16 protein-coding genes are annotated in these 21112 nt (G+C 59.7%); 9 read left to right on the top strand and 7 right to left on the bottom strand.

What is annotated here, in order from left to right; all coding sequences use genetic code 11:
* Positions 1 to 9 precede the first annotated feature (9 nt).
* The 6 genes from ABJ99_RS11430 to ABJ99_RS11405 all read left to right on the top strand — a co-directional run bounded on the left by ABJ99_RS11430 (position 10) and on the right by ABJ99_RS11405 (position 6613).
* The gene (locus tag ABJ99_RS11430; RefSeq protein WP_054085941.1) at positions 10 to 528 is read left to right on the top strand and encodes a pilus assembly PilX family protein; all 519 of its coding nucleotides are present in this window, start codon (positions 10 to 12) and stop codon (positions 526 to 528) included.
* Positions 515 to 3697 carry a pilus assembly protein gene (locus ABJ99_RS11425; protein ID WP_054085940.1) on the top strand — a complete coding sequence of 1061 codons (3183 nt, stop codon included), beginning with the start codon at positions 515 to 517 and terminating at the stop codon, positions 3695 to 3697. The genes ABJ99_RS11430 and ABJ99_RS11425 overlap by 14 nt, the downstream gene beginning before the upstream one ends.
* Positions 3698 to 3708: 11 nt before the next feature.
* Positions 3709 to 4110 carry a type IV pilin protein gene (locus ABJ99_RS11420; protein ID WP_054085939.1) on the top strand — a complete coding sequence of 134 codons (402 nt, stop codon included), beginning with the start codon at positions 3709 to 3711 and terminating at the stop codon, positions 4108 to 4110.
* A 40-nt stretch (positions 4111 to 4150) separates the two neighbouring features.
* Positions 4151 to 5254, top strand: coding sequence for a glycine oxidase ThiO (thiO, locus tag ABJ99_RS11415; protein ID WP_054085938.1), 1104 nt, complete (start codon positions 4151 to 4153; stop codon positions 5252 to 5254).
* Positions 5255 to 5377: 123 nt separating this feature from the next.
* The gene (locus ABJ99_RS11410) at positions 5378 to 5821 is read left to right on the top strand and encodes a MarR family winged helix-turn-helix transcriptional regulator (RefSeq protein ID WP_054085937.1); all 444 of its coding nucleotides are present in this window, start codon (positions 5378 to 5380) and stop codon (positions 5819 to 5821) included.
* Positions 5822 to 5866: 45 nt separating this feature from the next.
* Complete coding sequence (locus ABJ99_RS11405) at positions 5867 to 6613, top strand: NADPH-dependent F420 reductase (RefSeq protein WP_054085936.1); 747 nt, start codon at positions 5867 to 5869, stop codon at positions 6611 to 6613.
* Here ABJ99_RS11405 and ABJ99_RS11400 read toward each other — a convergent pair.
* The 7 genes from ABJ99_RS11400 to ABJ99_RS11370 all read right to left on the bottom strand — a co-directional run bounded on the left by ABJ99_RS11400 (position 6610) and on the right by ABJ99_RS11370 (position 16216).
* Positions 6610 to 9702: an efflux RND transporter permease subunit gene (locus ABJ99_RS11400; protein ID WP_054085935.1), complete on the bottom strand. Its 3093-nt coding sequence runs from the start codon at positions 9700 to 9702 to the stop codon at positions 6610 to 6612. The genes ABJ99_RS11405 and ABJ99_RS11400 overlap by 4 nt on opposite strands.
* A complete protein-coding gene (locus ABJ99_RS11395; protein WP_054085934.1) occupies positions 9699 to 10814 on the bottom strand; it encodes an efflux RND transporter periplasmic adaptor subunit in 1116 nt (371 codons plus the stop codon). The genes ABJ99_RS11400 and ABJ99_RS11395 overlap by 4 nt, the downstream gene beginning before the upstream one ends.
* 81 nt (positions 10815 to 10895) lie before the next feature.
* Positions 10896 to 11513 carry a TetR/AcrR family transcriptional regulator gene (locus tag ABJ99_RS11390; protein WP_054085933.1) on the bottom strand — a complete coding sequence of 206 codons (618 nt, stop codon included), beginning with the start codon at positions 11511 to 11513 and terminating at the stop codon, positions 10896 to 10898.
* Between the two features lie 386 nt (positions 11514 to 11899).
* Entirely contained in the window at positions 11900 to 13240 is a 1341-nt protein-coding gene (locus ABJ99_RS11385; RefSeq protein ID WP_054085932.1) for a sigma-54-dependent transcriptional regulator, read from the bottom strand.
* A gap of 2 nt (positions 13241 to 13242) precedes the next feature.
* Positions 13243 to 14835, bottom strand: coding sequence for a sensor histidine kinase (locus tag ABJ99_RS11380; protein WP_054085931.1), 1593 nt, complete (start codon positions 14833 to 14835; stop codon positions 13243 to 13245).
* Positions 14825 to 15064: a PP0621 family protein gene (locus ABJ99_RS11375; RefSeq protein WP_057447172.1), complete on the bottom strand. Its 240-nt coding sequence runs from the start codon at positions 15062 to 15064 to the stop codon at positions 14825 to 14827. The genes ABJ99_RS11380 and ABJ99_RS11375 overlap by 11 nt, the downstream gene beginning before the upstream one ends.
* Positions 15065 to 15193: 129 nt before the next feature.
* Complete coding sequence (locus tag ABJ99_RS11370) at positions 15194 to 16216, bottom strand: outer membrane protein assembly factor BamD (protein WP_007253447.1); 1023 nt, start codon at positions 16214 to 16216, stop codon at positions 15194 to 15196.
* Between the two features lie 149 nt (positions 16217 to 16365).
* Between ABJ99_RS11370 and rluD the strand changes: the two genes are divergently transcribed.
* From rluD to clpB, 3 genes are all read left to right on the top strand, one after another.
* Entirely contained in the window at positions 16366 to 17328 is a 963-nt protein-coding gene (gene rluD, locus ABJ99_RS11365; protein ID WP_005895286.1) for a 23S rRNA pseudouridine(1911/1915/1917) synthase RluD, read from the top strand.
* A complete protein-coding gene (pgeF, locus tag ABJ99_RS11360; RefSeq protein WP_054085929.1) occupies positions 17325 to 18053 on the top strand; it encodes a peptidoglycan editing factor PgeF in 729 nt (242 codons plus the stop codon). The genes rluD and pgeF overlap by 4 nt, the downstream gene beginning before the upstream one ends.
* A 172-nt stretch (positions 18054 to 18225) precedes the next feature.
* The gene (gene clpB, locus ABJ99_RS11355) at positions 18226 to 20790 is read left to right on the top strand and encodes an ATP-dependent chaperone ClpB (protein ID WP_054085928.1); all 2565 of its coding nucleotides are present in this window, start codon (positions 18226 to 18228) and stop codon (positions 20788 to 20790) included.
* Positions 20791 to 21112: the final 322 nt, after the last annotated feature.

The raw sequence follows: 21112 nt of genomic DNA, 5'->3' as shown, positions 1-21112 counted from the left end.
GGGCCAAACATGAACAAGATCGTGCGCCTTAATATGACCCGGACCTTTCCCGCAAAGCAGCGCGGCATGGTGTTGCTGGTCAGTCTGGTGTTTCTGCTGCTGTTGACGCTGCTGGGTATTTCGTCGATGCAAAACGCCACGTTGCAGGAAAAGATGGCGGGCAGTGTCATGGTTCGCAACCAATCCTTCCAGATGGCTGAAGCGGCGTTGCGTATCGGTGAGTCCGCAATCAAAAAGGTTGGCTTCTCAATGGAGGTGTGTAATTCCCTGGTCAATTGCGCGCCACCTACTGATTTCAATACGGTGAAAGGTAAAGGTGCGGGGAGTGCGGGTGTAACCTGGGTGGAGGTAGAGGGAGGGGGCGTCTACGCTATTCAGAACCTGGGCAATACGATAACGCCGATCAAGCTGCCTACCGTCTGTTCGGGTACAAGTGCCGTGACGCTTTATCGGATCACGGCCGTAGCTCCCGTTTCCAGTCAGACCGCCCCGCGCACAGTGCTGGAGAGTATGTATGTCAACTGCTAAGCGGCTGTTCAGGTATTTCTACGGCGCATTATTGGCGCTGTACCTGACGACACCGGTGTATGCATTCACTCCCGCGCAGGCGCCACTGCTCAGTGCATCGGCAGTACCGCCCAATTTGATGTTGCTCGTGGACAACTCCGGGAGCATGTACAACATCATCTGGGCGTCGGGGTTTGATCCAACGATTAAACGGTCGGATATCAGTTACTTTTCAACGCAGTGCTTGAGCGGTCTGATAACCGTAGTTTGCCCATTCGTGAGCACCATCTCGGGGGATGAAACGCTGTCGCTGGGCGATATAAACGGCACCAATATCATCACGTTGTCATTGCGGTGCCCGTTTGGCGGCCGTCCGGTGTTTCGCGATAACATTCAGTTTTGCCTTGCCTTGCCGGATCCTGCTGGAGGCGGGCTGACGCGCTACACGGCCAATTACCTGTCTTACTTGATCGATCAGGTCGGGCCCAATTTCTTCGGAGTTCGCAGTTACCTCAACGGTGTCATCCCTAACGATTTCCGCATGAATGTCGCGAAAACCGTAGCGACCTCGCTGGTGACCAACAACACGTCGCTCAGGATCGGACTCGCCACGTTCAACGAGCCGGGTAACGTCGACCTCGGCCCTGGCGGCAGGATCGCAAGAGTGGTCACCGACCTGTCACCGGTGGCCGCGACCGTATACCAGCCCAATGGCGTTACTCAGGCGCAGGCCACTGCCAATATCAACGCCCTGAGGCAGGCCATTGCCAATCTGAACCCGACAGCCAACACTCCCCTGGCTGAAACCTACTATGAGATCACGCGCTATTTCCGTGGCATTGCACCGTTCTATCAAGGCGGTTCTAATTATGTGAGTCCGATTCAATACCGTTGCCAGAAAAACTACGGCGTTGTGGTCACTGATGGCTTGCCGACCTACGATCGGACCTTTCCGACCAACGACCCTGACGATGTTCTGGATACCACCCGCTCTCTACCCAACTGGGATCTGAATGCGGCCAACGACGGTAATGACCTGTTTGGTGATGGCGAAGGCGACAGGCTGTATCTGGACGATCTGGCCAAGTTCGCCTATGACATTGACTTGCGTAGAGACGCCGTTAATGCGGGCGGTGATCTGACCCGGAAAAGTTGGGATAACGCGGGTTTCACCAAGCAAAACCTGAGTACGTACACCATTGGTTTCACAGCGGCGAACCAAATGCTGATTGATACAGCAGACGATAATCATGGGCATGGCAAGTATTTCCAGACCAACGACAGTGCCGGTTTGAACACCGCGCTGAACCTTGCTTTAAGTGATATTTATGCCAGGACTGGATCGGGCGGCGGTGCGTCAGCAAGTTCTCCTTTTTTAAACACAGGTACGCTTTTTTTTCGGACGCTGTACGACCCGACGGACTGGCACGGCACTGTCGATGCTTTCAACGTAGACCTCGTGACCGGGAATACGGGTACAGTTGCCTGGTCTACGGATACAACGATACTGGCGAACTCTACCCCCGCGCCGACCTACGAAACCTGGAACACGTTATCGTCTGCTACCATTGCGCTGAATTTCACCGCCCTGTCTCCTGCCCAGCAAACTACCTTAACCGCGACGCTGCCTAATGGCGTAAACGGTACGCAAATGATCGCCTGGGCCAAAGGCACTGCAAATACAGCGTTACGAACTCGCACGCGGTTGCTGGGCGACCTGATCAATACCAATCTTGTGGTCACCAGCCCGTCGGAAAGAACGTCTACCGATTACGGCACCGGCACGTCGTATTCTGATTATCTGGTTACCAAAGCCAGCAAAATGAACTCAAGCCTGCTGGTCAACGCCAACGACGGTTTCTTTAACGTGATCACGCCCGCGACGGGCCAGCGCACGTACGCCTATATGCCGTCGACGGCATTGAGTTCGCTGGCGACTATTGCCGCGAGCAACTACGGAACGGCGGTGCATAAATTTACAGTCGATGGGCAGATAGCGGTATTCGATACTCAGAACGGCAGCAACGCTACATGGCGCACCGTCGCTGCGAGCGGCTTGGGTGCAGGCGGCAAGGCGTTCTTTGCTATCAGGCTGTTCGAGGGCACAACCAATAGCGTGGGCGCTCTCTGGGAAGTCAAAGCGCCAGACACTTCTGACACCAACAACAGATTCAATAATCTGGGGTACAGCTATTCCAGGCCCGAGGCAGCCCGAATGGATAACGACGTTGGCGTCGTTGTGGTCGGTAATGGCTACGGCAGCTTTACCGGAAGGGCGTCTCTTTTTGTGCTGAATGCCTCGACGGGAGCCGTGATCGCTGAAATTCCGACTCCAGTTATCGGTAGCGAAACGGACAACGGGCTGTCCTCGGTAAAGCTGCGCGTGAACTCGCGCAATGTACTGCAGGCAGCCTACGCAGGCGACTTGAAAGGGCGCATGTGGAAGTTTGACCTGAGCTCGACGGATCCCAGCGGCTGGAAGGTGGCCTTCAACGGTTCGCCGCTGTTCACTGCGCCACGAGGTGCGGGCCAGCCTATTACCGTGCAGCCCGTGATGTTCGATCATCCGCTTAATGGAAAGATCATCTATTTCGGGACCGGAAAGTTTCTTGAGGCGGCCGACAAGCAGACCAACGCGTTACAGGATTTCTATGCCATCTGGGATGCTGATAACGGAGTAGGTGGCATTGTGGAAAATAATTTGCAGGCTCAGCAAGTTGTCGCCAGCATCGATGCGACGGGAGGCTCCTTTTCTACCACCTCTTCGAACACCGTGGACTGGGCCAGTAAGAAAGGCTGGTATTTGCCGCTCTCTACAGTTGACCCCTTGATAGGTGAACGAATCATCTTTCCTGCACAATTCATCCGGGGGCGAATTGCGTTCGCTACAGCAGCGGTAACCTCCACCGATCCTTGTGAAAGCACAGGCACCGGTCGCACGTTTCAGCTGGATCCGGCAACGGGCAAGATGCTGACTTACCGCTTTATCGACACCAACGGCGATGGTGAAATCAACGCCAGCGATTTGCTGGTGTCCGGCATCGGTTTCGGTGCGGGCATTCCAAGCCTGGCGTCGGTTGTCTCTTCGTCTTCCAATGCCGTGACCTACATAACGGACAGCAAAGGAAATATCTTTAATTACAGAGAGCCTACCTCCTTCCAGCGCGTCATGTGGCGACAAATCCAATAGGGAAACGAATCATGCGAGCTATATCCAGAGGCTTTACGTTGATCGAACTCATGATCGTCGTGGCGATTGTCGGTATTCTGGCCGCCGTCGCGTACCCCAGCTACACCGAGTATGTGAAGCGCACGCAGCGTTCGGCCATTGCCAGCTTGCTGTCTGAGCAGACGCAGGCGCTGGAGCGCTTCTATTCGCAGAATGGAGGCTACGCGGAATACAAAGGTGTGGCTGCTGGCAATACCTACTACAAAATCACTCCGGCCCTAACCGCTACCGACTTCACCCTGACCGCCGACCCCATCGCAGGCACGATGATGGCGGGCGACAAGTGTGGCAGCTTCGTGATCACCAGCACCGGCGCGCGCACCAACACCGGGACCACCGGTGGCGTCACGGCCAAAGACTGTTGGGGCCGCTGAAACCGTTTCTTTGTTCTGAGACCAAGGTTCTGAGACCAAGATGTCCAAGCAAAAAGTAGTCATCATTGGCGGTGGAGTGATCGGTCTGCTGACCGCCCTCAATCTCGCCTCTGAACAGGTCAACGTCGTCGTGCTTGATCGCTCCGACGTCGGGCAAGAGTCTTCCTGGGCCGGTGGCGGAATTGTTTCGCCACTTTACCCGTGGCGCTACAGCCCGGCGGTCACCGCGCTGGCGCACTGGTCTCAGGACTTCTATCCGCACCTTGGCGAGCGTTTATATGCGCAAACCGGTGTCGACCCCGAAGTTCATACCACCGGCCTGTACTGGCTCGACCTTGATGATGAACGCGCCGCGCTGGAGTGGGCTGTCCGCGAGAAGCGGCCACTGAGCAGTGTCGATATCTCGGCCGTGCATGACGCCGTGCCGGCGCTGGGTGAAGGGTATGCTCGGGCGATCTACATGGCCAACGTGGCCAATGTGCGCAACCCTCGGCTGGTCAAATCGCTCAAGGCTGCGTTGCTGGCGCTGCCCACTGTCGAGATTCGCGAGCAGTGCGAAGTCAGCGGCTTTGTGCGTGAGGGCCACAGGGTTTCAGGCGTGAACACGTCATCAGGCGTGGTAACCGGGGACCGGGTGATTCTCACCGCTGGCGCCTGGAGCGGCGAACTGCTCAAGACCCTACACCTGGACCTGCCGGTCGAACCGGTAAAAGGGCAGATGATCCTCTACAAGTGCGCATCGGATTTTCTGTCGAGCATGGTCCTCGCGAAAGGGCGCTACGCGATCCCGCGTCGTGACGGGCACATCCTGATCGGCAGCACGCTGGAACACGAAGGGTTCGACAAGACCACCACGCAGGCAGCGCTGGAAAGTCTCAAAGCGTCGGCCATCGAATTGCTCCCTCAACTGGCCAGCGCCGAGCCCATCGCCCAGTGGGCAGGGTTGCGCCCCGGCTCACCCGAGGGCATCCCCTTCATCGGCCCGCTCGCGGGTTTCGACGGGCTGTGGCTCAACTGCGGTCACTACCGCAACGGCCTGGTGTTGGCTCCCGCGTCATGCCAGTTGCTCACCGACTTGCTGCTGGATCGCGCGCCGATCATTGACCCGACGCCTTATGCTCCGGCAGGTCGCCTGCATGTTTGATTGAGTGTGTTCGGGCGGCGAGATCGGCTCAACGGCTCACACCTTTCAAATTCGCCTGCTTTGCCAGCGCGGATTATTGCTGTTATTGTCTAGCGCACTAGATAGTAGCGAGCTAGAAAAGCCATGCCAGCCAGCACCTCCACTGTGCGCCGTGAAGTCGGGACTCAGCTGTCCTTTGCTCTGTATGGCGCTGCCAACCGAATGATCCGCCTGCACAAACCGTTGCTGGAACCGTTGGGGCTCACGTTTCCACAGTACCTCGTCATGCTCGAGCTGTTCAGCGCCGCGCCCAGAAGCGTGGGCGAGCTGGGCACCCGGCTTGCGATGGACACCGGCACCATTACGCCGCTGCTCAAACGTCTGGAGGTCTCGGGCATGGTCACGCGCACCCGCGACCGCAATGACGAGCGCCGGGTCTTGATTGCGTTGACCGAGGCCGGGGAGGCGCTGCGCGAAGCTGCGTGGGGCGTCACCGACCAGATCAAAACCGCGTGCCAGTTGACCAACGGCGGGCTGGAAACACTTCGTGACACGCTGAACGAGTTTGCGCGTCCTGTCGTTGACTGAACTGCACTTGGCACTCCACCCCGGAAAAACGAAAAGGAGCCACACATGAAAATCGGAATTATCGGCACGGGCTCGATCGGCGCCAGCCTGGCCCGCAAACTGGCCGCCAGCGGTCATGAAATCAAGCTGGCCAACTCCAGAGGGCCTGAGTCCATTCGCGATCTTGCCCGCGACGTCGGTGCCAGCGCCGTCAGCCGGGAGGAGGCGGTTCAAGGTGTTGACGTCGTCATCACCTCGATCCCGTTCGCCAAGTACGCGGACCTGGCCGACCTGTTCAGCCAGGTGCCCGCGCACGTTGTCGTGATCGACACCTCCAATTACTACCCCATGCGCGACGGCGTGATAGAAGAAGTCGACAACGGTCAGCCCGAAAGCGTCTGGGTCAGCAATCAGATTCGTCGCCCCGTGATCAAGGCCTGGAATGCGTTGCTGGCCGAGACGCTTGCCAGCAAGGGCCTGCTTGCGGGCTCACCTTTGCGTCTGGCATTGCCCGTTGCGGGCGATGACGCCCAAGCCAAGGTGCTGGCCCAGTCGCTGGTCGAGACGACAGGGTTTGATGCGCTGGATTCGGGCAGTCTGGCCGACTCATGGCGTCAACAGCCGGGCACCCCGGCGTATTGCACCGAGTTGCAAGTCCGCGAGCTGAAGCCGGCCCTGGCCGCAGCTGATAGAGCGCAGGCTCCGCACCATCGCGACGCCGTGCTCAAAGAAATCATGTCTGCACCGGGGCCGCTGGGCCACGAACAGGTCGTGGCCTTGAATCGTGCGATCACCGCGCCGACTTCCCTCTAGTTTGCGGGCTCGGCGTTGACAGCCCGGTCGCTGCCACTCGGCCTGATTTTGAACCATATCGAATACATCGCAGGCAGGAACACCAGGGTCAGCACCGTGCCGGCGAAGGTGCCGCCGATCAGCGTGTAAGCGAGCGTGCCCCAGAACACCGAATGGGTCAGCGGGATGAACGCCAGAATGGCCGCCAGCGCCGTCAGTATCACAGGCCGCGCGCGCTGCACGGTCGCCTCGACCACCGCCTGAAACGGATCGAGCCCTTCTTGCTCGTTATGGTGGATTTGGCCGATCAGAATCAGCGTGTTGCGCATCAGAATGCCGGACAGTGCAATCAGCCCGACCAGCGCGTTGATGCCGAACGGCTGCTGAAACAGGATCAGTGTAGGCACCACGCCGATGAGCCCCAGCGGGCTGGTCAGGAATACCATGACCATGGCCGATATCGAACGCACCTGCAGAATGATGATAATCAGCGTAATCGCCAGCATGATGGGGAACAGCGGCAGCATGGCGTCCATCGCCTTGCCGGACTCTTCGATTGAGCCCGCCTGCTCGATGCGGTAACCGCTGGGCAACTTGTCGATGACGGGCTTTAGTTGCCGGGTGATCGCGGTCGACACATCGGGTGGTTGCAGGCCGTCGGCGATGTCACCACGCACTGTGATGGTCGGCACGCGGTCACGCCGCCGCATCACCGGTTCTTCCATGCGCACATCGACACTGCCCACCTGCGACAGCGGAATGCGCTGCCCGTCAGCGCCGGCGAGGGTGAAGTCCATTATTTTCGCCGGATCGAGGCGCGTGTCGCCCGCCGAGCGAGCGATCACCTGCACCGTGCGAATGTCCTCACGCACCGCCGTCACCGGCAGACCCGTCAGAAGAAATTGCAATTGTTGCGCGACCTGGCTGGAGCTCAGGCCGATGGCCTGCATGCGGTCCTGTTGCAGGGTGAAATGCAGGGTCGGCGTGCGCGTGCCCCAGTCTGTGTTGACCGTGCGCATCATCGGGCTGGCGGTCATGACCTGCTGCACCTGCGAAGCAATGTGGCGCAGCGTGTCCGGGTCATGCCCGCTGACACGGTAGGCGACCGGGAACGGCGAATAGGGGCCGAATACCAGTTGCGTGACGCGCACCCGTGCCTCCGCCGCGAGGCCCTCGGAAATCGCCTGGCGTAACCGGTGTTTCAGCGTCTCGCGTTGTTCCTGGCTGTCAGTGCGGACCACGATCTTGGCGAATGACGGGTCAGGCAATTCCGGGCCCATCGCCATGTAGAAGCGCGGCGCGCCCTGGCCGATGTAGGCGGTGACGATGGTGGCTTCGGCCTGCTCGGCCAGCCAGTTTTCTACTTTTGTGGCGGCAGCGCTGGTTTGCGCGATTGATGTGCCGTAAGGCATCTGCACTTCGACCAGCACTTCAGGGCGGTCAGACACCGGGAAAAACTGCTTCTTGACCAGCCCCATGCCCAGCACAGCCAGCACAAAAAGCCCGATGACTGAACCGGCGACCAGCCATTTGCCAGCGATGACCCGGGCCAGAATCCGGCGAAAACGGTTGTAGCGTGGCGTGTCGTAAAGCGCTGCGTGTCCGCCTTCGACCTGCTTCACCTCAGGCAGCAGTTTCACGCCCAGGTACGGCGTGAAAAACACGGCAACCACCCACGAGGCAATCAACGCGATACCCACGATCCAGAACATGTTGCTGGTGTATTCCCCCGCAGTGGAGCGTGCGAAGCCGTTGGGCATGAAGCCGACGGCGGTGACCAGCGTGCCGGACAGCATGGGCGCGGCCGTGTGGCTCCAGGCGTAGGCAGATGCGGCGATGCGGTCGTAGCCTTCTTCCATCTTCACCACCATCATTTCGATGGCGATGATCGCGTCGTCGACCAGCAGCCCGAGGGCCAGGATCAGTGAGCCCAGTGTGATTCGGTCAAAGTTCTTGCCACTCATGGCCATGATCACGAAGACCATCGCCAGGGTCAGCGGCACCGCGGCGGCGACCACCACGCCAACCCGCCAGCCCATGCTGATGAAGCACACCAGCATGACCACCAGCAGGGCGACGAAGAATTTGATCATGAACTCGTCGACCGATGAGCTGATGTTGACGGCCTGATCGGTGACTTTGTTCAGGCTCATGCCCAGTGGCAGCTCGGCGTTGATCGCGCCGACTTCCCGATCCAGCGCCGTGCCCAGGTCCAGGCCATTCCAGCCGTCGCGCATGACGATGCCCAGCAGCAACGCGGGTTCGCCGCCGCTGCGAATCATGAAGGTCGCCGGATCTTCGTAACCGCGTTTGACCGTGGCGATGTCCGCCAGCTTCAGCGTGCGGCCCTGCGCCACGACCGGTGTGTCGCGAATCTTCTGCAACTCATCGAACGCCCCGTCCAGGCGGATGAACACTTGCGGACCATGGGTTTCGACCGAACCTGCGGCCGTCAGCGCATTCTGATTATTCAGTGCGGTGAACACGTCTTGAGGGCTGATCCCCAGCGTGGCCAGTCGCTCGTGGGAAAACTCGACGTAAATTCGTTCGGGCTGCTCGCCTACGATATTGACCTTCTTCACGCCTGATACATGCAGCAAGCGTTGGCGCAGGGTTTCGGCGTCCCGCACCAGCACGCGCTGCGGCTCGCCTTTGGCCTTGAGTGCGAACAGCGCAAAAGTGACGTCGGAATATTCGTCGTTGACCATCGGCCCGATAACCCCGGACGGAAGTGACATCGCCTCGTCGCTGATTTTTTTGCGCGCCTGGTAAAACTCATCCGGGACTTGCGAAGGCGGTGTGCTGTCGAGCAGGGTCAGGGTCGTGAACGCCATGCCTGGTCGGGTGTAGGTTTCGGTGCGGTCGTACCAGCGCAGTTCCTGAAGGCGTTTTTCGATCTTTTCCGCGACCTGGTCCTGCATCTCCTGCGCGGTCGCGCCCGGCCAGACCGACACTACCGTCATCACCTTGACCGTGAAGGCCGGGTCTTCCGCGCGACCCAGTTTGAAAAACGCAATGATGCCGGCCAGTGAAATCAGGCAGATCAGAAACAGCGTAATCGAGCGCTCGCGCACGGCCAGCGCCGACAGGTTGAAACGATCGCCACTCATGGCTGCACGCTCTCTGCCACGCTGACCGCTGCTGGAGCGCTCACTCGTACTGGCTGGGCGTCATGCAGAAGGTGCGCGCCGAGGGCGACGATTGGCGCGCCTGGGCTGAGCGGCGTGCTGATACGGGCGTACTCGTCATCAAGGTGCCGGACGGTCACCGGCGTCCAGTAGACCTGTGTCGGGTCGCCTTTGATTGCCCAGATGCCTGGCCCTTTGCCCGCGTCGTACAGGGCACTGATCGGCACCTGCAACACGTTCTGCTCGACCGCATCCGCACTGGGGATCTTCACGGTGATGGTGGTGCCCAGCGGCGCATTTGCCATCTCGCCCTCCAGCACATAACGCGCTTCAAATGTGCGGGTCTGGCGGTCCGCAACGTCCGACAGCTGTCGCAGCCGCGTTGTCGCGTCATGGTTCTGGTTGCCGAACAGCGTAGCCTGCGCGGTAGAGCCTATGCGCGGGCGAAGGTTTTCCGGGAGCTGAACGACCGCTTCACGAGGCCCCGCATGGGCGACGCGCACCACCACTTGCCCGGCGCTCACCACTTGGCCGGGTTCGGCGAGGGTTTCCATGACGATACCGTCGGCATCTGCCACGAGGTCTGCGTAACGGGTCGCATTGACAGCGACTTCCGCCTGCGCTTCGGCGGCGCTGAGGCGAGCTTTGGCCGAGTCGGCTGCGGCTTTTATCTGGTCGTAGTTCGAAGCCGATATCGCGCCGCTGCTGCGCAGGTTGCGATAGCGCAGCTCTTCATCTGCCGTCTGCTTTGCCTGTGCTCTGGCAGCGGTCACCGCTTCGCGTTGCGCCTGGGCAGCCAGTTTCAGGTCGGCAGGGTCAATGCGCATCAGCGGCTGACCGCGTTTGACGGGTTGTCCGGTGTCGACGAAGCGTTCCAGTACCTTGCCGGCAACCCGAAAACCCAGGTCGCTTTGCACGCGCGCCGCCACTGTTCCGGTGAAGGCGCGAGGTGCCACGTTGGCTTCCTTGAGGATCGCAACGCGCACCAATGGCGACTCGGTGCGTGGGTCCGATTGCGTTTTTTCGCTGCAAGCGGTCAGCACGACCGGTAGAGCACAGGCGAAAGTGAGCAGGGCGAGGTGGTGCCGGAGCATGGGAATCTCAACGTGCAGTGATCGATGACTGCACTTTGAGTCTAGTGACCAAATTAGTCAATGGTCACAAAGAATTGTTTTTCACGGCGACAGGCTGCGCAGCACCAGGCTGGATAACTGACTCGGTCCCTCATCGGTATAATCGAAGCCGTGTTGCAGAAGCAGCGGGTTGATGTAAGGACGCATCACCAGATAGATCGCCATGACGGTTTCATCAAGGGGCGTCTTGCGCTCGAAGTCGCCGCTCTGCCGACCCTCTTGCAGAATGTCCTGGAGAATGGTCTTGAGGTGCTCCTCGTAAATCAACGTCGCCTGCCAGCGTTCGGTCGCTGCCGATGTGGCAATCTCGTACAGCTTGCGGTCCTGCGAAAACAGGCGAATGCTGGCTTCAACGACTGATTTGAACATGCGTCGCAGCTTTTCAGGAGGGCTGCCCGCGTCGTTGACCGCTGTGCGGACTTCAGCCTCGATTTCGCGCAGACAATTGGCGCAGATCATCTCGCCGATGGCCTGTTTGGACTCGAAGAACTTGTAGATATACGCCTTGGAAAAACCGATTGCCCTGGCGAGATCTGACACGGTGGTCTTGCCGTAACCGTACTGGCTGAAATGCTCGGTGGCGGCAATCACGATCTGATCACGAATTTCATGGTCGACCGGGCCACGGCTTGCTACGGGATTACTGAGGGATTTGTTCATGGGGTGGAGCTTACTGGCATTGGTGGAAGTGGACAATGAGTGACTTTTGCGGGATAGGGTCACGGTTATTGTGGCCTCAACGCTCGCTGCACCCAACAGGATCGGACGCAGAGCGTCCAGAAAGGCATGCCGACGCGGAGCGTCGCACGATAGTCGAGATTATTGTTCCTCACGCTCCAGCGCTCATCGTACTAAGCACGTCCGCTTTTGATTCTGCCCGCAGGGCGTGGGAGCGGACCGGGCGACGCTTCGCTTGTTCGCGAAAGGGGCGGTACATTCTCCGAAAATGCATCGCTTGAAGTGCGGTCTTCGCGAACAAGTTCGCTCCCACGGACTTGTGTATAAAAATGGGCGCAGAGCGCCGGCACGATAGTCAAACGGTGCAGTCAATCCAGCCCCAGCTTTTTCAACCGATAGCGCAACGAGCGGAACGACAAGCTGAGCCGTTCTGCGGCGGCGGTGCGGTTCCAGCGGGTTTCTTCAAGGGCTTGCAGGATCAGTTTGCGCTCGATGCTTTCCAGGTAATCTTCCAGATTGTCGATATCGGCCAGATTCGCGCCCTGGTGTTCCTGAGGGCTGGAGCATTCGGCCAGACGCAAGTCGCTGGCATGGATTTCGTCGTTTTCGCAGAGGGTGTAAGCGCGCTCCAGCATGTTTTCCAGTTCGCGCACGTTGCCGGGGAAGCGATAGTTTTTCAGGGTTTCCAGTGCCTGTGCCTGCAAACGCGCCACCGGTTGCGCATCCTTGCCCGCCAGACGTTGCAGAACGCTGGCGGCCAGTTGGTCGATATCCTCTCGGCGCTCGCGCAATGAGGGGACGCGCAGTTCGATCACGTTCAACCGGTAATACAGATCCTGACGGAAACGCCCGGCGGTCACTTCGGCGTTGAGGTCCTTGTGGGTGGCGCAGAGAATGCGCACGTCGACCACCTGTTCCTGCTGACCGCCGATGCTGCGGATGGATTTCTCCTGAATCGCCCGCAGCAGTTTCACCTGCATGGCCAGCGGCAGATCGGCGACCTCATCAAGAAACAACGTGCCGTTATGCGCCGCCTGAAACAGGCCCGGCTTGTCTTCATGGGCGCCGCTGAAGCTGCCTTTGCGGTGGCCGAAGAACTCGCTTTCCATCAATTCGGAAGGAATCGCCCCGCAATTGACCGGCACGAACGGCTTTTCACTCCGCGGCCCCTGCTCGTGAATCAAGCGCGCCACCAGTTCTTTGCCGCTGCCGGATTCACCGCTGATGTAGATCGGCGCCTGACTACGCGCCAGCTTGCCGATCTGGGTGCGCAATGTGCGCATCGGCGGCGAATCGCCGAGCAGGCGGCTGTCGATGCTGCGTACCGGTTGCACGCTGGAAGGCAGGCTCAGCGCGCTGTTGACCAGCTCACGCAGGCGGTTGAGGTCAACCGGTTTGGTCACGAAATCGAAGGCCCCGGCCTTCAGCGCATGAATTGCGGTGTCCAGGTTGCCATGCGCGGTAATCATTGCCACCGGCACTTGCGGGTAACCGTGCTGGATGTGCTGCACCAGCTCAAGGCCGTTGCCGTCTGGCAGACGCATGTCGGTCAGACACATGTCGAATGACTCGCGCGCCAGCCATTCATGCGCCTCGGCGACATTGCGGGCGCTGCGAGTGTCGAGCTTCATGCGTCCCAGGGTGATTTCCAGGAGTTCGCGAATATCCGGCTCATCGTCGACTATCAGGATTTTTTGCCGTTGGCTCATGCTCAGCTCGTTTTGAACGGGTGGGCGAAAGTGATGCGCAAACAACTGCCGCCGCCTGGCCGGGGTGCATATTCCAGATGCGCCTGATTGCTTTCGCACAACTCACGGGAAAGGTATAGCCCCAGACCGGTGCCTTTGCTTTCAGTCGTAAAAAAGGGTTCGAAAATCTTGCTCAGGTGCTGCTCGCTGACGCCCGGCCCGTCGTCCAGCACTTCGAGAATGGGCAGGTCGCTTTTCCGGTCATGATGGAGTTTCAGCCAAACCTGCGCCAAAGAGTGATTCTGGCTGCTGTAGCGCAGGCCGTTCTGCACCAGATTGGTCACCACTTGTGTCAGCTGTTCGGCGTCCATGCGCGTGGTGAGGGTGCCGACATGGACCTCCACGTGCAGCAACTGGTTGGGCAGGGCGGCATCGCGAAAGTCGGCGACAAATGCGTCGAGCCAGACTTTCAGGTCCAGCAGCTCCGGTTGCGCCTCACGTCGTCGAGAGAGCTGCAAGACGTTTTCAATAACCCGGTCAATGCGCTGCGATTGATCGTGAATGATCTGCCCCAGACGCCGGTCCGGCGCGCTGAGTGCTTCCGATTCGTTGAGCAACTGCGCGGCGTGGCTCACGGCACCCAGCGGGTTGCGTATTTCGTGGGCAATACCGGCGGTCAGACGGCCCAGCGCGGCGAGCTTGAGCTGTTGTGCCTGATGGGCAATTTGCGACAGATCTTCGAGAAAAATCAGCGTCTGGCGCTGGTCGCCCCGATTGAGTGCGACGAAACTCGGTTGCAGTTCCGGGCCGATGACCGACGTGCTGATGCTGCGCGGCTGCATGATCGGATTGATCAGCCATTGGCGCAGGCGATCAACTAACTGCGGCGAGTAAGCGTCGATCACCTGACCGGCCAGCCGTTCGTGGCCCAGCAAAGCCAGTGCGCCCTGATTGGCCAGCAGCACCTGACGTCGAGCGTCCAGCACCAGAATGCCGGTGCGCATGCGTTGCAGAATAAGTGCGTTGAGTTCTTCCAGGCTGTCGACGTCCGCTGCACGCTGCTCGGCAAGCACTTCACTGGTCTGCATACGCGCGGTCAGCGCCTGCACCAGCAACGCGGCGGCGAAGCACAGCGCCCCCAGCGAACCTGCCTGCACGTAGTCGTTGGAGACTGAAGGCGTGCCGAAGCTGATGTAGAACGTCAGGTAGATGATGCCGATGGCAGACACGGCGGCGATCAACAGGCCAATACGGCCGCGCAGCAGTACGTTGCTGATGGCGACCGAGGCAATCAGCAGGTTGCCGATACCGCTGGACGGGCCGCCCGCCGCGTAGAACAGGCCGGACAGCATGATCGCGTCGACCATCGCCAGGCTGAACAGGTGTGACTGACGGGTAGGGCGCTCCAGCAATACCACGACCAGAATGTTGAACACCAGGTACAGCCAGCAACCCGAGCGGAACAGGTTCGGGTTGGCCAGCTGCAACAGTTCGGTTTCCAGGCTACTGGAGATCAACAGGACCAGGACGACGCCGATGGTCAGGCGATAAAGGTGATACAGCCGCAGAATCCGTTGCGCCTGTGGGCTGGCGAGGTGGGGCGTCTCAGCGGTCACGTGCCGCTGGGCCTTCCAGCCGGTGGGCCTCGCTGCAATACCAGAGCTGACCCTGACTCAACGCGCGATCACGAGGGGAGTGAACGCCACAATGTGCGCAGCGGACCATTGGCGCCGCATCGATTTCGGGCGGCTGCGAGCGGGGCTTTGGCTTGGGAGGGTTGATCAGGCGCTTGACGAACCAGATCACCGCCGCGATCAACGCGACCCACATTAATAGGCGAATCATGACTACCCGCTGAGTGATTGACGATGGCGCAGTGTAGCCAAGCCGTGGGCACGCGCACAGTGGCTGCGCGTCATAAAATTGATGCATGAAAAAAGAGGCCCGCAGGCCTCTTTTTGTTCACGCTCAGGATCAGTCGAACAGACCCAGAGTCATGTAGCTGAACCACGAGCGGCTCTTGGTGCCGTTCTCTTCAGCTTCTTTCTCGGCCTGCTCGTCCAGCTCTGCCTGATTTTCCGGCAACAGCTCTTTCGGGATCGAGTCCTTGGCGTCCTGATACTGCTTCTTGATGTCCTGATCGGCGCGGGTCTGGCCCGGTGGCAGCGGTGCACTGCCGTCGATCAGGCCCAGGGTCGCTTTCGACAGCCACGAGCGGTTGTCGGCTTCAGCCTGACGCGGGGTGAACTTGCCGTCTTCCAGTTGCGGATGGTTCGGGTAGTTGGTCTTCAGCACTTCCAGGCTGGTGGCAGCCAGGTCGTCCAGATGCAGACGCTGATAAGACTCGACCATCACCGCCAGGCCGTCGCCTACCGAAGGCGTTTCCTGGAAGTTTTCCACGACATAGCGACCGCGGTTGGCGGCGGCGACATAGGCCTGACGGGTCAGGTAGTAGTCGGCTACGTGGATTTCGTAGGACGCCAGCAGGTTGCGCAGGTAAATCATGCGCTGCTTGGCGTCAGGCGCGTAGCGGCTGTTGGGATAGCGGCTGGTGAGCTGGGCAAACTCGTTGAACGAGTCACGGGCAGCCCCCGGGTCGCGTTTGGTCTGGTCCAGTGGCAGGAAGCGGGCCAGCAGGCCGACGTCCTGGTCGAAGGAGGTCAGGCCCTTCATGTAATACGCATAGTCGACGTTCGGGTGCTGCGGATGCAGGCGGATGAAACGTTCGGCAGCGGATTTGGCTGCCTCGGGTTCACCGTTCTTGTAGTTCGAGTAAATCAACTCGAGCTGGGCCTGGTCAGCGTAGCGACCGAACGGATAGCGTGATTCCAGCGCCTTGAGCTTCTCGGTGGCACTGTTATAGCTATTATTTCCCAGGTCGGCCTGCGCCTGCTGGTACAGCTCGACTTCGCTGAGGTTTTCGTCGATGACTTCCTTCGACGAACAGGCCGCAGTCAATGCGAGGATGGCGATCAGCAGCAGGTGTTTCACTTGCATGGCGGCTTGCGTCCCTATAACGGCCTGCTGTCTTGGGCGGGGCCGTCCTGTTATGATGAGCGCCCCGCGATACCGGCGGGACAAAAGACGCCGTATTTAACCACAAGCGCGCTGCCGAAACCAAAGGCTAGCCGCCACCTAGTCTGGTCATGTCCGAAAATATAGAACTTCGCGCAGAGGTGCCGTCCGAATTGGGCGGTCAACGCCTCGATCAAGTCGCCGCACAATTATTCGCTGAGCACTCGCGCTCGCGCCTATCCGCCTGGATCAAGGACGGTCGCCTGACTGTGGACGGTGGCGTGCTGCGCCCCCGTGACATCGTGCATGGTGGCGCTGTTCTCGAGCTGATTGCCGAGCAGGAGGCCCAGGGTGAATGGGTCGCTCAGGACATCGAGCTCGACATTATCTATGAAGACGACCAGATCCTCGTCATCAACAAGCCAGCCGGCCTGGTGGTGCATCCGGCTGCCGGTCACGCCGACGGCACGCTGCTCAATGCCTTGCTGCACCATGTGCCGGACATCATCAATGTCCCGCGTGCCGGCATCGTGCACCGTCTGGACAAGGACACCACGGGTCTGATGGTGGTCGCCAAGACCATTCAGGCGCAGACCCAACTGGTCACCCAGTTGCAGAGTCGCAGTGTCAGCCGTATCTACGAGTGCATCGTGATCGGTGTCGTGACCGCAGGCGGCAAGATCGACGCGCCGATCGGTCGTCATGGTCAGCAGCGTCAGCGCATGGCGGTCATGGAGGGCGGCAAGCAGGCGGTCAGTCATTACCGCGTGCTGGAGCGCTTCCGTTCGCACACGCATGTGCGGGTCAAGCTGGAAACCGGCCGCACGCACCAGATTCGCGTGCACATGGCACACATCAACTACCCGTTGGTCGGCGATCCGGCCTACGGTGGTCGTTTCCGTATTCCGCCAGCCGCCAGCCTGACCATGGTCGACTCGCTCAAGACCTTCCCGCGTCAGGCGCTGCATGCACGCTTTCTGGAGCTCGATCATCCGATCACCGGCAAGCGCATGAGCTGGGAATCGCCACTACCGGATGATTTCGTCTGGTTGCTGTCGTTGCTCAAGCAGGATCGCGAGGCGTTCATCGGGTGAATGACTGGCTGATACCTGACTGGCCCGCGCCAGCGCAGATCAAGTCATGCGTTACCACCCGCCTGGGCGGGGTCAGTCTGGCCCCGTTCGACAGCTTCAATATGGGCGATCATGTCGATGACAGCCCGCAGGCGGTGGCGAGCAATCGTCTGCGCCTGATGTCCAGCCTCAATGTCGATCCTGCCTGGCTTCGTCAGGTGCACGGCGTAGACGTGGCGCATGCCGATCCGTCCCGGGTTGTCGAAGCCGATGCCAGCTGGACGAGTGCCCCCGGCGTGGCCTGCACCATCATGACCGCCGACTGCCTGCCCGCTTTGTTCTGTCGCCGCGACGGCACTCGTGTCGCTGCTGCGCATGCAGGCTGGCGCGGGCTGGCAGCGGGTGTGCTGGAGGCTACGGCGGACAGTTTGCAGTGTGATCCGCAAGACATTCTGGTCTGGTTGGGCCCAGCCATTGGCCAGCCGTCGTTCGAAGTCGGCCCGGAAGTGCGCGAAGCTTTTACAGCGAGCCATCCTCAGACTGCCGACGCGTTTGTCGCCAGTTTGAATCCTGAACGTTTCATGGCCGACATTTATGCGCTCGCCCGACTGCGACTGGCTGCCCATGGCATCTCTGCCGTGTATGGCGGCGGGCTGGACACGTTCACTGATCCACGCTTCTTTTCCTACCGCCGCGCTGCGCGCACTGGCCGCTTTGCCTCGCTGATCTGGATCGAACACGCCTGATTGCCGGGCTGTTTTGCACAAGCCAGCCAGGCTTGCCTGAACACTCGTCTGATCTGTATCAACCCCGGCCCGCTTGAAACGCGCAGAATCGTCCGCATCTAACTGGCTATTCAGCAGGTTTTCTTTACAGGTGTGTTCATTGCTCCGGCCTGCATTAAAAGGAAGGTGACTAATGCGTATCGACAGATTGACCAGTAAATTACAGTTAGCCTTATCGGATTCCCAGTCGCTGGCCGTCGGCCTCGACCATCCCGCCATTGAGCCTGCGCATTTGATGCAGGCATTGCTGGAACAGCAGGGCGGCTCGATCAAACCTCTGCTGCTGCAAGTCGGCTTTGACATCAACAGCCTGCGCAAAGAACTCAGCGCAGAACTCGACCGGCTTCCAAAAATCCAGAACCCGACCGGCGACGTCAACATGTCGCAGGATCTGGCGCGCCTGCTCAATCAGGCCGACCGCCTGGCGCAGCAGAAAGGCGATCAGTTCATTTCCAGCGAGCTGGTGTTGCTCGCGGCCATGGATGAAAGCAGCAAGCTCGGCAAATTATTGCTGGGCCAGGGCGTCAGCAAGAAGGCCCTGGAAAATGCCATCAACAACCTGCGCGGTGACGGGGCCGTCAATGACCCTAACGTCGAAGAGTCGCGTCAGGCGCTGGACAAGTACACCGTCGACCTGACCAAGCGCGCTGAAGAGGGCAAGCTTGACCCGGTGATCGGCCGGGATGACGAAATTCGTCGCACCATTCAGGTTCTGCAGCGCCGCACCAAGAACAACCCGGTGCTTATCGGTGAGCCTGGCGTGGGTAAAACCGCCATTGCCGAAGGGCTGGCGCAGCGCATCATCAATGGCGAAGTGCCGGACGGCTTGCGCGGCAAGCGTCTGCTGTCGCTGGACATGGGCGCGCTGATCGCCGGTGCCAAGTACCGTGGCGAGTTCGAGGAGCGCCTGAAATCACTGCTCAACGAACTGTCCAAGCAGGAAGGCCAGATCATCCTGTTCATCGACGAGCTGCACACCATGGTTGGTGCCGGTAAAGGCGAAGGCTCGATGGACGCCGGTAACATGCTCAAACCCGCGCTGGCCCGTGGCGAGCTGCATTGCGTCGGTGCCACCACGCTCAACGAGTACCGCCAATATATAGAGAAGGACGCCGCGCTTGAGCGTCGCTTCCAGAAAGTGCTGGTGGACGAACCGAGCGAAGAAGACACCATCGCGATTCTGCGCGGCCTGAAAGAGCGCTACGAAGTGCACCACAAGGTGGCGATCACCGATGGCGCGATCATTGCGGCGGCCAAGTTGAGCCACCGCTACATCACTGATCGCCAGTTGCCTGACAAAGCCATCGACCTGATCGACGAAGCGGCCAGCCGCATTCGTATGGAAATCGACTCCAAGCCGGAAGTGCTGGACCGTCTGGAGCGCCGCCTGATTCAGCTGAAAGTTGAGGCTCAGGCGCTCAAGAAAGAAAAGGACGACGCGGCCATCAAGCGTCTTGAGAAGCTCCAGGACGAAATTGTGCGTCTCGAAAAGGAATACGCCGATCTCGAAGAAATCTGGACGTCGGAAAAAGCCGAGGTCACGGGCTCTGCGCAGATCCAGCAGAAAATAGAGCAATCCCGTCAGGAGCTGGAAGCCGCACGTCGGCGGGGTGACCTGAACCGCATGGCCGAGTTGCAGTACGGGATCATTCCTGACCTGGAACGCAGCCTGCAAATGGTTGATCAGCACGGCAAGCCCGAGAACCAGTTGCTGCGCAGCAAGGTGACCGAAGAAGAGATTGCCGAAGTCGTGTCGAAGTGGACCGGCATCCCGGTGTCCAAAATGCTCGAAGGCGAGCGCGACAAGCTGCTGCGCATGGAAACCCTGTTGCACAAACGGGTCATTGGTCAGGAAGAGGCGGTCGTTGCCGTCTCCAACGCGGTGCGCCGCTCGCGTGCCGGATTGTCTGACCCGAATCGTCCAAGCGGGTCGTTCATGTTCCTCGGCCCGACCGGTGTGGGTAAAACCGAGCTGTGCAAGGCGCTGGCCGAATTCCTGTTCGACACCGAAGAGGCCATGGTGCGCATCGACATGTCCGAGTTCATGGAGAAACATTCCGTGGCTCGCCTGATCGGTGCACCACCAGGTTATGTCGGCTACGAAGAGGGCGGTTACCTGACCGAAGCGGTGCGTCGCAAACCGTACTCGGTGATTTTGCTGGATGAGGTCGAGAAAGCGCACCCTGACGTGTTCAACATCCTGCTGCAGGTGCTGGAAGACGGGCGCTTGACCGACAGCCACGGGCGCACAGTGGACTTCCGCAACACTGTGATCGTCATGACCTCCAACCTGGGCTCGGCGCAGATCCAGGAACTGGTCGGTGATCGCGAGGCACAGCGTGCAGCGGTGATGGACGCCGTCGGCACCCACTTCCGTCCGGAGTTCGTCAACCGGATCGACGAAGTGGTGATCTTCGAGCCTCTGGCGCGGGATCAGATTGCCGGTATCACCGATATCCAGCTGGGCCGGCTGCGCAAACGCCTTGCCGAGCGCGAGCTGACGCTAGTCCTGAGCCCCGAGGCGCTGGACAAGCTGATTGCCGTCGGTTACGACCCGGTCTATGGCGCACGTCCGCTGAAGCGCGCCATCCAGCGCTGGATCGAGAACCCGCTGGCGCAACTGATCCTCTCGGGTGGCTTCGAGCCGGGCAGCAGCATCACCGGCAAGGTGGTCGACGACGAGATCGTGTTTGGCTGATCGTCTCGTCGGCTTCTCTCCTCTATAGAAGGGCTCTCGGGATGAGGGCCCTTTTCATAAGGAGGCTGCCAGCGGTAAAATCGGCCTCGAAAGGGCATCTGAAAAAAAATCGCAAATCATTGTCTTAAAAAGCAATTTATAGGGTTGACAGGTGTTTTTAAAATTGTAGAATAGCGCGCCTCAGAGACGTGAACGCAACGATACAAACGAAGCGCAAAGGTCGATGAGATTGAAATCAACGAGTTAACAGCACGCTGGTTTCAAGGCTAAAGGTTGTAACGTTGAATCTGAAATCAATAGTTCCGCGATAGCTCAGTTGGTA

This window comes from Pseudomonas syringae pv. cilantro (genome assembly GCF_001293775.1).
In the GTDB taxonomy this organism is placed as follows: domain Bacteria; phylum Pseudomonadota; class Gammaproteobacteria; order Pseudomonadales; family Pseudomonadaceae; genus Aquipseudomonas; species Aquipseudomonas syringae_P.
The sequence above is the reverse complement of the archived record's forward strand: the minus strand, read 5'-3'. Positions and strand labels throughout refer to the sequence as shown.